This is a genomic window from Achromobacter insolitus, assembly GCF_002209555.1.
Lineage (GTDB): Bacteria > Pseudomonadota > Gammaproteobacteria > Burkholderiales > Burkholderiaceae_B > Achromobacter > Achromobacter insolitus.
The window spans coordinates 85,831-98,770 of record NZ_NJIF01000010.1 but is presented as its reverse complement, the minus strand read 5'-3'; the positions used below and the strand labels follow the sequence as shown (position 1 = coordinate 98,770).

Sequence of the window (12,940 nt, the reverse complement as noted above, 5' to 3'; positions counted from 1 at the left end):
CCCGGGCGCCGGCGGGCGCGGCTTCAGCTGAGCAGCGCGCTGACCAGGTCGCTGCCGCTGCGTCCGCCATCCTTGAAGTTCAGCGCGGTCTGCACGTGTTCCAGGTGCTGGTCCATCAACATGCAGGCGCGGTCGGCATCGCCGGCGCGGGCGGCCTCGATGAAGGCGTGGTGCTCCTGCGACGAGCAACTGGCGTCGTGGGAGCTCTGATACAGCATGGTGATGACGGCGCTGCGGGCGGACAGCTCGCGCAGCATGCCGGTCAGCACGCTATTGCCCACGGCCTCGGCCAGCAGGATATGGAAATGGCCGAGCAGGCGGTTGCGTTCCTGCACGTCGCTGCTGTCGAGCGCCTTGCGTTCCTCGGCCAGGTGCGCCTCGATGCGGCGATAGTCCGCCGCGGTGGCGCGCGCCACGAACTCGCGGGCCAGGGCCGCTTCCAGGATGCGCCGCACGGCATAGACTTCGCGCGCCTCGTTCGCATCGGGCTTGCTTACGAACGCACCCTTGTCCGGCACGATATGGATCAGCTTGTCCTTGGACAGCATCAGGAGCGCGGCGCGGATCTTGGTCCTGCTGACTTGATACACCCCCGCCAGCGCCTCCTCGCGCAGCCGCGTTCCCGGAGGCAGTTTGTGCGCGACGATGGCCGCCGCGATTTCCTTGGCGATATCGTCGGCGCTGGGATCGGGGCGGTCTTCCTGGGACATGGGGCGGTGCAGGGGAGTTGGGGCGGTCAGTCTAGCAAAAACTCGGCTGCTGCTTGGCGGGGGCTGTGAACCGCCGGACCATGAACTCCACAAAGGTCGTGAGCTTGGGCAAGGCCTTGCGGTCCTTGGGGTACAGCAGCGTGATCGGCCGGGCGACTGGCCAGGCGGACTGCAGGATGGGCACCAGCCGGCCTGCGCGCACATCCTCGGCCAGCAGCAGCTCGGGCTGAAGCACGATGCCGAAGCCGGCCAGGGCCGCCTGCCGCAGTGCCTGGCCATTGTTCGACACGAAGCGGCCGGCGGGATAGGCCGCGCCGTCGCCTTCCTGCGAGTTCAGGCGCCAGCCGGTGCGGCGGTTCCAGTAGGAAAAGTCCAGGCATTGATGTCGCGCCAGGTCGCTCGCGGTTTCGGGGGTGCCATGGCGTTCCAGATAGGCGGGGGCCGCGCAGATGATCATCTGGTAGCGCCCGATCTTGCGCGCAACCAGGCCAGAGTCTGCCGGTTCGCCGATGCGCACCGCCAGGTCGTAGCGCGAGGCCACGACGTCTTCGACGGCGTCGCTGAGCGCGAGGTCCACGCTTACGTCGGGATACTCGGACAGATAGTCGGCGATCGCGGGCGCCAGGGCGAACGACCCGAAGGTCACCGTGGACGTGATGCGCAGATGGCCGCGCGGAGCCGAACGCATCGCTTCGGCGCCTTGTTCCGCATCGCGGATGTCCGACAGGATCAGCTTGCAGCGCGCGAAATAGGCCTGGCCGGCTTCGGTCAGGCTCTGGCGGCGGGTGGTGCGATTCATCAGCCGCAGGCCAAGCCGCGCCTCCAGCCCCTTGATGTGCTTGGCCGCCATGGCGGGTGACATTCCATGGCGGGCCGCCGCCGCAGTCAGGCTGCCCAGTTCAACGACCGCCACAAAGACTTCCATGCTGAGCAAGCGGTCCATGAATTACGCACCCTGAGTGTGAAGTGATCCGACCATTTTAGGATTTTTCGCCGGGAGCCCTTTGGCCAGAATGCGAGCAAGCGCTGGCGGCACGCCGGTGCGGCACACAACCTACCTGAACCGGAGTTCCCCATGAAAATCATCCTGATCGGCGCCACCGGCACCATCGGCCGCGCGGTCGCCCAAGAGCTGGGCCAGCGCCACCACATCATCGCCGTGGGCAAGTCCCGCGGCGAGCATCAGGTGGACGTGACCCGCAGCGACAGCATTCGCGCGCTGTTCGAACGAGTGGGCAAGGTCGATGCCATCGTCTCCACCACAGGCGGCCTGCACTTCGGCCCGCTTGCGGAAATGACGGCCGAGCAGTTCAAGATCGGCCTGCACGACAAACTGCTGGGCCAGGTGGACCTGGCGCTTATCGGCCAGCACTACCTCAACGCAGGCGGCTCCATCACCCTCACGAGCGGCATCGTGAGCGATGAACCTATCCGCTACGGCGCCAACGCTTCCGCGGTGAACATGGCCATCGACGGCTTCGTGCGAGGCGCGGCCGTGGAACTGGGCGGCATCCGCATCAATTCCGTCAGTCCCACGGTGCTGACGGAATCGCTGGACAGCTACGGCCCGTACTTCCAGGGCTTCGAATCCGCGCCCGCGAGCCGTGTGGCGCTGGCCTACAGCCGCAGCGTCGAAGGCGCCCAGACGGGGCGTGTGTTCCGCGTGTGGTGAATTTCGGGGATGGCTGGGGCGCGCTACCCCCAGCCATCCCATGCCCGTCGCGGGCCGGTGCGCCGGAAGAGGGTCTCGTTGCCAAATCGACACACTTAACGCCACATTGCGCAAAAGAAATGATTATTCGATAAATTAATGCGAATATTTACACGTATTACACGCCCGGATTAGGGCGTTTGGCGTAGGTATCGAAGTCTATCGTCGTTATCCCCGGCTGTTCGGGGTCTGGTTTGATAGCGTCCCCGCATGTTGCGCGGACGTCTACACGGAGACGAATCAGATGGCACACCACGCATCTCCCCCGAAGCTTCTGTTTTCCCGATCGATAGGCGTCGCCATGTCGCTGGCCGCCACGACGGCGTGGGGCGCCAATTACGCGCCATTCATCGTTCCAGCCGGCACGACGTTCACCTTGAACGGTGGTGACAGCGTAACGGGCACGGGTTCGAGCACGGCGATCCGGGTCGGCAACGCGACGTTGAACTTCGGTCCCGGCAACATCGCCATCGGCAACGTCGATCTGGGGGTGTTCGCGACCAATGGCGCGGCAGCCAATATCAACTTCCAGAGCGGGACCAACGTCACCATTACGACGGTGACGGCCACCGGCCTGGGATTGCAATCGACCACGAATTCTCGGGCCACATTTTCGCTGGCGCCGAATTCCAACGTGACGATACGCGGCTTCCAGGGCGTGAATCTGGGCCATACGCCATTCGGCACCCTGAGCCAGTTAACCGTCGGTAATGGCGCAACCCTCAAGATCGAGACCGCGCCGGCCGGCGGCAACCCCTGGCCCAAGGGCATCATGACCAGCAACAACACCGCGATTACGCTGGATGGCGGCGGCGTTCTCGACGTGCAGACGGCGGGCGGGACGTATGCACGCGGTGTCGAACTGGGCTACAGCCTGACCTATCCGGATTCGATCGTGCGCCGATTCACGTCGGCGCCCGGGTCCACGCTACGCATCAACACCACAGGCCAGACATCTGACGGCTTCTACATGCTGGGCGTGGGGGAAGCCGTGATGCAGGGCACGACCGACATCCACACCACGGGCCCGGACAGCAGCGGGGTGTTCCTGCGCCGCTACGTCAGTCCGACCAACCATCTGGTCGTGGCGCCGCAAGGCGGCTCGACGGCGCGCATTCTTACCGAAGGAGCGGATGCCTATGGCGTGATAGGCATAGACGGATCGCGTGCCGAGTTGGCGGACTTGCAGGTCGAAACCCGAGGTACCGACGCGGTAGGCCTGTACGCTTACACGAGCTCCGGCCAGCCGGCCACCGTCTTCCAGGCCACGCGTAACAACATCGTCACCACGGGCCAGGGCGGGTTCGGGATCCTGGCGCAAGGCGCGGCCAGCAGCGTGGTTTTCGACGATGGCTCCGTACGGACATCCGGCGCGCAGGCGCATGGGGTGGTCGTGGCCGGCACATCGAACTTCGCCGCGACCGGCAGCACGATCGGCGTGAACGGCGCGCAGTCCATCGGCCTGTTGCTCACCAGCGATACGGGCACGCAGGGCGCGACCATCAACGGCGGCAACATCACCAGCGCGGCCGGGACGGCCATCGGGGCGGACGGGGGCGTGGCGAACATCGAGCTGAACGGCACGACCGTCCAGGGCGCCACCAATTGGCTGCAGGTCGCCAGTTCCGGTTCCCTGCTGAGCAGCAGGACCCGCGCACTGCGTGGCATAGACCCCAGTCTGGCGCCAGAAGCCGGCAATCCGGTCGGCCTCAATGCGACCGGCGCGCTTGCCGGCTCGCCCGCCACAGCCAATGTGATGGCGCGCAACGCTACCCTGACGGGCGCGGCGGTCACGGAGACGGGCAGTACATCGAACGTAACGCTGGTGGATTCCACTTGGACGCTGACCGGCAACTCCACCATCACCAATCTGGTCAATGACCCCAGCCTGATCGATTTCACGCCGCCACAGGCAGGGGCATACAAGACCCTGACGGTGCGCAACTACAGCGGCGATGGCGTCATCGCGCTCAATACCTATCTGGGCGATGACAGCTCGCCGTCGGACAAGCTGGTCATCGATGGCGGCAGCGCTACCGGCGCGTCGCAATTGCGCATCAAGAACGCGGGCGGGCCCGGCGCGCTGACCACGGCCAGCGGGATACAGGTGGTCCAGGTGGTGAATGGCGGCGTTTCCGGATCGGGCGCGTTCGCGCTGGCTGGCCGGGCCGTGGCAGGTCCATATGAATACCGGCTGTACCAGGGTTCGGCAAGCGCGCCGGCCGATCAAAGCTGGTACCTGAGGTCCGAGAAAGAGCCGGACCCGCCTCCGGTGCCACCAGAACCGCCTGTGCCGCCCGCGCCGCCCACGCCTCCGGTGCCGCCGACTCCGCCGGATCCGGAGCCGCTATACCGGCCCGAAGTGGCCGCCTACCTGGCGAACCAGCGGCTGGTCGGTCAGATGTTCGTGCAGAGCATGCACGACCGCCTGGGAGAACCGCAATTCATCGAAACCCAGCAGTTTGAATCCCAGGACAGCAAGCGGCGGGCGCTCTGGCTGCGTGCGGTGGGCAAGTGGGAAGGCTCGCATAGCCGCGACGGCAACTTCGACGTCAGCACCGACATGTTCCTGCTGCAAGGCGGCGGCGATGTGGCGCAATGGAAGCTGTTCTCGGATACCGACCGCCTGCATGTCGGCGCGATGGTGGGTTATGGCTCCGCCGACAGCACGGCCCGCGCCGACGGCAACCCCTACAAGGCCAAGGGCAGGGTGCAAGGCTATAGCGCGGGGGTGTATGGCACCTGGTTCCAGAACGATGAGAGCAAGCTCGGCGCCTATGTGGACACCTGGTTCCAGTACGGCTGGTACAACAACCGGGTGATGGGTACCGATCTGCCGCGCGTGGACTACGATTCCCGCGCCTGGGCCGTGTCCGCCGAGACCGGCTATGCGTTCAAGCTGCGCGGAGATTGGGTGCTCGAACCCCAGGCGCAGTTGATCTATGTGAGCTCGGACACGGACAGCCTGACGGAATCCAACGGCACGCGCGTGGGTGGCGCGGACTCCCATGGAACCATCACGCGCCTGGGCGTACGCACCCATTCCACTTTCGATCTGGGCAATGGCCGCAAGGCGCAGCCGTTCGCAACCTTGAACTGGTGGCACAGCAGCACGGATAGCTCCGTGTCATTCAACCAGCTGCCGGTGGGCGATCTCTATCCGAAAGACCGCTATGAGCTCAAGCTGGGCGTACATGCGGATTTCACCAAGGGCTGGACGGGCTGGGTCAACGTGGCCGGTTCATGGGGCGCGCAGGACTATCACCAATATGCCGGCCGCATAGGGGTGAAGTACACGTGGTAGGAAGACGGCGGCGCCGGTCTTGTAGGCGCTTGGGCGGCCGAAGTACACTCCCGGCCATGCTACGCATCGACCATCTCAGCAAGCGCTACGGCGACCATCTCGTCTTCCAGGGGCTGACCCACGCGTTCACGCCCGGTTGCGTGGCGCTGTGCGAAGAAGACAGCACCGGAAAGTCCACTCTGTTGGGCATCATCGCGGGCGTTGTCTTGCCGGATGAAGGGGACGTCTGGATCGACGGGCATTCCCTGGCGCAGGAACCCGCGCAAGCCCGGGCGCGTCTGGCCTATGTGCCCGACAATTGCATGGCGGAGCCCGCGCAGACGGGGCGCGGATTGCTGGAACGGGTCGCAGCCGAAAAGAACGTGCCGCTGACCGCGGACGTGCTCGACCTGGCGTACCGGCTGGGATTGGAACCGCATCTGGACAAGCGCTTTGAACAGATGTCGACAGGCACGCGTCGCAAGGTCTATCTGACGGCCGCCGCATTGGGCGGCCCGGCCGTCATCATCGCGGACGGCGCCAGCAACGGGCTGGATGCGCAGGCGCGCGCCGTGCTGGCCGAGCAATTCAAGACCTGGGGGCGGGATAGGGTCGTGCTGTTCGCGAGCCACGATCCCGAACTGGTCCAGGCCTGCGAGGCCCGGTCGGTCAAGGTCGCGGACCTGCGCTAGGCGCGGTCCGCGAGCCAGCTCAGTCCTTCGCCATCAAACCCAGGTATTCGATCAGGCCTTTTTCCTTGACGTAAGTGGCCTGCGCCCATTCTTTGTAGTCCTGGCTGTTGCGGTACGCGGGCTCCTGGTTCAACTGCTTCATGACGTCCATGCTGGCGGGGTCGAACAACGCCTTCTTGAACGCGTCGTGCAGCGTCTTCACGACGGCAGGATCCATGCCCTTGGGCCCGGCCAGGCCATAGGGCGAGGTGGACACGACCTTGTAGCCCAGCTCCTGGGCGGTGGGCACGTCGGGCCAACGCGTGGTGCGTTTTTCACCAAAGGTGACGAGCAGGCGCATCTTGCCGGAGTCGACGAACTGATCCCAGCCGGTGGCGTCGCTTTGGGCCATGACGTGGCCGCCCAACAGCGCCTGCTGCATGTCGGCATTGCCCTTGAAAGGCACGTGGTTCAGCTTGACCTTGGCGTTGATGGCGACTTCCTCGATCAGAAGGTGGGGCGAGGAACCGACGCCGGTGGAACCGTAATCTATGGTGCCGGGCGCCTTGCGCGCGGCTTCGATGTATTCATTGAAGGTCTTGTAGGGCGAGTCGGCGCGGACGGTGAAACCGAAGGTGTAGCCCGACAGGCCCAGGATGAAGCTGAAGTCGTTGATCGGGTCCCAACTGCTTTTCTGCATGTAGGGCATGCGCAGCATGGCCAGGGTGTACAGGCTGATCGTGTAGCCGTCGGGCTTGGCGGTCTTGGCCATGGTGGCCGGGCCCAGGGTGCCGCCGGCGCCGGGCCGGTTCTCGACGATCACGGGCTGGCCCAGGTACTTGGAGGCGTCCTGCGCCACGATGCGCAGGTGCCGGTCGGTGGAGCCTCCGGCCGGGAACGGCACGATCAGTGTGATCGGCTTGGAGGGAAACGTGGCTTGTGCGATGGCGGCGAACGGCAGGGCGGCGCCGGCCATCGAGAGCAGGATGGCGGCGAGGCAGGCACGCCGCGAAGGCTGGTGGGTCATGGGGTTGTCTCCTGGGTTGTTGTTGTGTGTGGGGGGACTGCTCAGTCGCGCAGGACGACTTTGACCGGCAGCCGCGCCAGCGCGTCGCGCAGGGCGGCCTTCAACGGTTCGGTTGCGCGGGCGCTGGCCAGGACCGCGACCTCGGGCTGCGCCTGGGTATCGACGCGGAACAGGTCGCCGTCGTCGGCCAGGCCGGCATCTTGCAGCGCGCGCGCGATCACGGCCTGGGCCGACACGGCGGTGGCCAGCCGGCGCAGGTCGGGCTTGTAGATCTTGCCCACATTGGTCATGGGCATGCTTTCCAGCACGATGACGCGTTTGGGCCGGGCGGGGCTTTCGTCCACGTGCGTGGCGGCATGGGCCAGCAGGTCGGCTTCCTCGACCTGGGCGCCTTCCGCCAGCGTGACGAAGGCGATCGGCAATTCGCCTGCGTAGGCGTCGGGCGCGCCGACCGCGGCGCATAGCTGCACCGCGGGGTGCGTGGCGAGCGCGTCTTCGATGGTCTTGGGATCGATGTTGTGGCCGCTGCGGATGATCAGGTCCTTGGCGCGGCCTTGCAGGTGCAGGCGGCCGGCCTCGTCCAGGTAGCCCACGTCGCCGCTGATCAACCAGCCATCCGGGGTGAAGGCGCGCGCGGTGTCCTCGGGATCGAGAAAGCCGGGTATGACGTTGGGAGCCTTGAACAGCACCATGCCGGGCTCGCCTGCGGGGAGGTCGCGCGCCGGCGTGCCAGCAGGCATGTCCAGGCCGACGATCCGGACTTGCACATAGGGCAGGGGAAAGCCGACGCAGCCTACCGGGAACTCGCAGCCCGGCGGCGAGATGGTCGATATGCCGGCCATTTCGGTCATGCCCAGGCTTTCATTGACGTGCAGTCCGAACAGGCGCTTGAAGCGGGCCGCCAGTTCGGCGGGCAGGGGCGCGGCGCCGGTGCGGCAGTAGCGCAGCGACGAAATGTCGGCGCCCGCCAGAGGGATTTCCGCCAGCGCCGCGAGGATGGTGGGCACGCCTTGCAGCGACGTGGCGCGGTGATGTTCAACCAGGCGCCAGTAGTTGCGCAGTACATCGCGGTTGCGCAGCAGCAGGGTAGTGGGGATGACGGTTTCCACGCCCGCCGACAGCGCGGCCAGGGAGGCTGGCAGCACACCGGCCACATGGAACAGCGGATAGCCGTTGATGACCACGTCATCGGGCCCGGCGTTCTGCAATTGCACCGCGGCCCAGGCGCTGAAGACCTGGTTGGCATGCGTGTGGATGGCCAACTTGGGCGCGCCGGTGGTCCCCCCGGTATGGAAATACGCGGCTACGTCGCCACCCCGGATCTCGCGGCCGCTGACCAGGTGATCCGCCGGTTGCGCCGCGCGCGCGGCGTTGAAGTCCAGCGTCTGGTCGGGCAGCGCCGGGCGGGCCGAGGGCGGCTCATCCAGCGGCGCCACGCGCAGCAGCGTGCGCAGCGTGGGCACGCGTTCGCGCAGGCGCAGCGCCTTGGACCAGGAACCGCACTCCACGTCGGATCCATAGGCGATCAGCACCTTGGCGCGCGCCGTGGTCATGAGGGAGGCGAGCTTGTCTTCCGCCAGCAAGGGGTTCAGCGGCTGGACGATGCCCGCGGCTTCGCCGCCCCACAGGGCCAGGTGGTATTCCAGGCAGCCAGGCAGCAGAATGCCGACCGCGTCCTCCGGGCCGATGCCCAGTTCGCGCAGCAGGTTGGCGGTCTGGTGGATGCCGGCGAGCAGTTCACGGTAGCTCCAGCGCACCGGCGCGTCGCCCGGGTCGGCGCTGCGCAGAAAAGTCAGCGCGGTCTTGTCGCCGAAGGCCGCAGCCGAGTTGCGGAAGATCTCATAGGTACTGTGCACCGTGAGCGTTTCGGCCAACGGCCGGGCCTGCAGCCGTTGCACGTCCGCCGCGCTGCGCACGGCAAACGGCGCGGCAAAAGGGGGCGACAGGGGCGGGGCAGCGAGAGCCTGGGTCATTGCGCGGGCCTCCGTTCAAGCCTGCCCCAGCGCAATGTAGCGCCGCAGGTGGTGGTCTTCGTCGCCGAGCTGGTGGTCGATCATGACCAGACGCTTGGCGTAGTGCGCCAGCGGCAGCTCCCAGGTCATGCCGATGCCGCCGTGCAACTGGATGCTTTCCTCGGCCACCAGGGTGCCGATGCGGCCGATGGTGTATTTGGCCGCGGACAGCGCGCGTTCGCGGCTGACGCGGTCGGGGTGGTCCAGGGCCGCAGCGGCATTGATCACGGCCGAGCGCGCCTGTTCGATCTCCAGCAGTACGTCGGCCATGCGGTGTTGCAGCGCCTGGAAGCTGCCCAGGGGCGCGCCGAACTGGCGGCGCGTGCGCAGGTACTCCAGCGTGGCATCGCGCGCGCAGTCCATCGCGCCCACGGCTTCGGCGCACAAGGCCAGGATGCCGCGGCCGGCAGCGCGTTCCAGCAGCGGATAGCCGGCGCCGGCCTCGCCCAGCAGGGCTTCTGGCGAAAGCCGTACCTCGTCGAACACCAGTTCCGCGGCGCGGCCGCCATCGATCAGGCCGTAGCCGCGGGCCGTCAGGCCGGGCGTGCCCGCGCTGACGAGGAACAGGCTGATGCCGGCTTCGTCGTCCGGGCCGCCCGCGCTGCGGGCCGCAACCAGGAACAGGTCGGCATGTTCGCCTGCCGTGACCACCCCCTTGACGCCAGTGAGCACCCAGCCGTCGGAGCCCCGGTCGGCACGGGTTTCAATGTGCGCAAGTTCGTAGCCGGAGCCAGGTTCCACGTGGACGAGGGAGGCTGTCAGGGCGCCCGAGATCAATCCTTCCAGTGCTTCACGTTGCGCCGGCGTGCCCGCGGCGGCGATGGCGCTGCCGACCATCAGCGCGTCCAGCAGCGGTTCGACCGCCAGGCCGCGGCCCAGCGCCTCGAACACGACGGAAATATCGAATCCGGTGCCGCCCAGACCGCCGTCCGCCTCGGCGAACAACGCGCCGATGGCGCCCAGTTCGGCATAGCGCTGCCACAGTTCCAGGCTGTAGCCGCGCGGCGAACGGGCGTTGCGGTCGCGCGTGGCGAAGTCGCTCTGTTCGGCGACAAAGCGGCGCAGCATGTCGGAGAGCATGCGCCGGTCTTCGGTGTGTTCAAAGTTCATGGCCGGCCTTTACAGTCCCAGGATCATCTTGGAGATGATGTTCTTCTGGATTTCATTGGAGCCGCCGAATATCGACAGCTTGCGGTTGTTGAAGTACTGCGCGGCGGCGCTTTCCGCGCCCTCGGGCCCGACGGGCGGCGCGTCGTAGCCGTCGTGCAGTGCTTCGGGCACAAAGGGGCGGGCGTAAGGGCCCATCGCGCGTCGGTTCAGCGCGCTGATCTCCTGGCGGATCTGGGTGCCGCGTATCTTCAGCATCGAGCTTTCGGCGCCGGGCGCGCCGCCGCCCGCCACGGCCGCCACCACGCGCAGGTTGGTGGTGCGCATATTGGCCAGCTCGATCTCCACGCGCGCCAGGCGGGCGGCGAAGTCCGGGTCCTCGGATAGCGGGCGGCCGTTCTTGCGCTGGCGCTGGGCGACGGCTTTCAGGCGGGCGAGCGCCGCGGTTGATTGTCCGACGCCGGCGATGTTGGTGCGTTCGTAGGTAAGCAGATACTTGGCGCAGGTCCAGCCCCGGTTTTCCTCGCCCACCAGGTTGGCGGCGGGGACGCGCACGTCGGAGAAGAAGACTTCGTTGACTTCGTGCTCGCCGTCCAGCGTGATGATCGGGCGGACCTCCACGCCGGGGCTCGTCATGTCGATGAGCAGGAAGCTGATGCCTTCCTGGCGGCGGCCCTCCTGCGACGTGCGCACCAGGCAGAAGATCATGTTGGCGTATTGGCCCAGCGTGGTCCAGGTCTTCTGGCCGTTGACGATGTAGCTGTCGCCGTCGCGTACTGCCGTGGTCTTGACCGAGGCCAGATCCGAGCCCGCGCCGGGTTCGGAATAGCCTTGGCACCACCAGTCGGATCCGTCCAGGATGCGGGGCAGCCAGTGGCGCCGCTGTGCCTCGGTGCCGTATTTGATCAGCACCGGGCCCAGCATGCTCAGGCCGAATGGCACGATGCGCGGCGCTCCCGCCAGCGCGCATTCGTTTTCGAAGATGTATTTCTGCACCGTGCTCCAGCCCGTGCCACCGTATTCGACCGGCCAGTGGCTGGCCAGCCAGCCCTGTTGGTTCAGGATGGCATGCCATTCGGCCATGTCGGCGCGGGTCAGCAGCTTGCCTTGCTCGACCTTGGCAGACAGGCGTTGGGGCAGGCGGTTGGCGAGAAAGGCGCGCACGTCGTCGCGGAAGGCGTTTTCTTCGGGGGTGAATTCCAGGTCCATGGGGATCCTCAGTAGATTTCGAACAGGCCGGCCGCGCCCATGCCGCCGCCCACGCACATGGTGACGACGGCATAGCGGGCGCCGCGGCGGCGGCCTTCAATGAGTACGTGGCCGGCCAGGCGGGCGCCCGTGACCCCAAATGGATGGCCCAGCGCGATGGCGCCGCCGTCCACGTTCAGGCGGTCCATCGGGATGCCTAGCTTTTCCTGGCAGTACAGGGCTTGCGAGGCAAAGGCCTCGTTCAGTTCCCAGAGGTCGATGTCCTGCACCTTGAGGCCGTGGCGCGCCAGCAGCTTGGGCACGGCGTAGACCGGGCCGATGCCCATTTCGTCGGGTTCGCAGCCCGCGATCGCCAGTCCGCGGAACGCGCCCAGCGGCCGGATGCCGGCGCGCTGGGCTTCCGAGGCCTCCATCAGCACGCAGGCAGCGGCGCCATCGGACAATTGCGAGGCGTTGCCCGCCGTGACGAACTGGCCGGCGCCGCGCACGGGCGCAAGCGAGGCCAGGGCGTCGTAGGTGGTGCCGGGCCGGTTGCAGGTGTCGCGATCCACCGTGACCTCGCGCTCGCTGACGGCGCCCGTCGCGCGGTCGGTGACGGACATGGTGGTGGTGACGGGAATGATCTCTTCCTGGTAGCGGCCGGCGGCTTGCGCGGCTTCGGTGCGTGCCTGGCTTTGCGCGGCGTAGCGGTCCTGGGCTTCGCGGGAGATGCCGTAGCGGGCCGCCACGATGTCCGCGGTTTCGATCATGGGCAGATAGAGTTCGGGCTTATTGGCCACGATCCATGGGTCCATGCCGCTGACGCCGTCGTCGCGGGTGCGGATCTGCGACACCAGTTCCACGCCGCCGGCAATCATGGCGGGCGCGCCATCCATGACGATGCGGCTTGCTGCCGAGGCAATGGCCTGCAGGCCCGAGGCGCAATAGCGGTTGATGGTGGCGCCGCCCACGGTGACGGGCAGGCCCGCGCGGATGACGGCCTGGCGACCGACGTTGCGGCCCGTCGCGCCTTCCGGGTAGCCGCAGCCGATGAAGGCGTCCTCGATCAGGGCGGGGTCGATGCCGGCGCGGTCGACGGCGGCGCGCACCGCATGCGCGGCCAATGTGGGGCCGGCGATCAGGTTGAATTCGCCCCGTCCGGCCTTGGTGATGGGCGTGCGGGCAGTGGAGACGATGACGGCTTCGCGCATGGCGGTTTCCTGTCTGGTAG

The 12,940-nt window shown here is 67.0% G+C and carries 10 protein-coding genes; 3 read left to right on the top strand and 7 right to left on the bottom strand.

The window, feature by feature from the left end; translation table 11 throughout:
- Window positions 1–23 precede the first annotated feature (23 nt).
- Both CEY08_RS24710 and CEY08_RS24705 read right to left on the bottom strand, forming a co-directional pair.
- Window positions 24–710: a GntR family transcriptional regulator gene (locus tag CEY08_RS24710; protein ID WP_042793883.1), complete on the bottom strand. Its 687-nt coding sequence runs from the start codon at window positions 708–710 to the stop codon at window positions 24–26.
- 31 nt (window positions 711–741) lie between these two features.
- Window positions 742–1,653: a LysR family transcriptional regulator gene (locus CEY08_RS24705; RefSeq protein ID WP_063639928.1), complete on the bottom strand. Its 912-nt coding sequence runs from the start codon at window positions 1,651–1,653 to the stop codon at window positions 742–744.
- Between the two features lie 132 nt (window positions 1,654–1,785).
- Here CEY08_RS24705 and CEY08_RS24700 point away from each other — a divergent pair, with 132 nt between their 5' ends.
- The 3 genes from CEY08_RS24700 (at window position 1,786) to CEY08_RS24690 (ending at window position 6,396) form a co-directional block, all read left to right on the top strand.
- Entirely contained in the window at window positions 1,786–2,382 is a 597-nt protein-coding gene (locus tag CEY08_RS24700) for a short chain dehydrogenase (RefSeq protein ID WP_042793881.1), read from the top strand.
- A 283-nt stretch (window positions 2,383–2,665) separates the two neighbouring features.
- A complete protein-coding gene (locus CEY08_RS24695; RefSeq protein ID WP_076813943.1) occupies window positions 2,666–5,725 on the top strand; it encodes an autotransporter family protein in 3,060 nt (1,019 codons plus the stop codon).
- A gap of 56 nt (window positions 5,726–5,781) precedes the next feature.
- Window positions 5,782–6,396, top strand: a complete 615-nt coding sequence (locus tag CEY08_RS24690) for an ABC transporter ATP-binding protein (protein WP_076813941.1) — start codon at window positions 5,782–5,784, stop codon at window positions 6,394–6,396.
- A 19-nt stretch (window positions 6,397–6,415) separates the two neighbouring features.
- On the opposite strand, the gene CEY08_RS24685 is transcribed toward CEY08_RS24690, so the two are convergent.
- Genes CEY08_RS24685 through CEY08_RS24665 form a run of 5 tightly spaced genes read right to left on the bottom strand, consistent with a single transcriptional unit; the run spans window position 6,416 to window position 12,920 of the window.
- Window positions 6,416–7,402 (bottom strand): tripartite tricarboxylate transporter substrate binding protein, encoded by a 987-nt coding sequence (locus CEY08_RS24685; RefSeq protein ID WP_076813939.1) that lies wholly within the window; start codon window positions 7,400–7,402, stop codon window positions 6,416–6,418.
- Window positions 7,403–7,443: 41 nt separating this feature from the next.
- Window positions 7,444–9,375 (bottom strand): acyl-CoA synthetase, encoded by a 1,932-nt coding sequence (locus tag CEY08_RS24680; RefSeq protein WP_076813937.1) that lies wholly within the window; start codon window positions 9,373–9,375, stop codon window positions 7,444–7,446.
- Between the two features lie 15 nt (window positions 9,376–9,390).
- Entirely contained in the window at window positions 9,391–10,524 is a 1,134-nt protein-coding gene (locus CEY08_RS24675) for an acyl-CoA dehydrogenase family protein (protein WP_076813935.1), read from the bottom strand.
- Window positions 10,525–10,533: 9 nt separating this feature from the next.
- On the bottom strand, window positions 10,534–11,730 hold the full coding sequence (locus tag CEY08_RS24670) for an acyl-CoA dehydrogenase family protein (RefSeq protein ID WP_042793875.1): 1,197 nt from the start codon (window positions 11,728–11,730) through the stop codon (window positions 10,534–10,536).
- An 8-nt stretch (window positions 11,731–11,738) separates the two neighbouring features.
- On the bottom strand, window positions 11,739–12,920 hold the full coding sequence (locus CEY08_RS24665) for an acetyl-CoA C-acyltransferase (RefSeq protein WP_076813931.1): 1,182 nt from the start codon (window positions 12,918–12,920) through the stop codon (window positions 11,739–11,741).
- Between the last annotated feature and the right edge of the window lie 20 nt (window positions 12,921–12,940).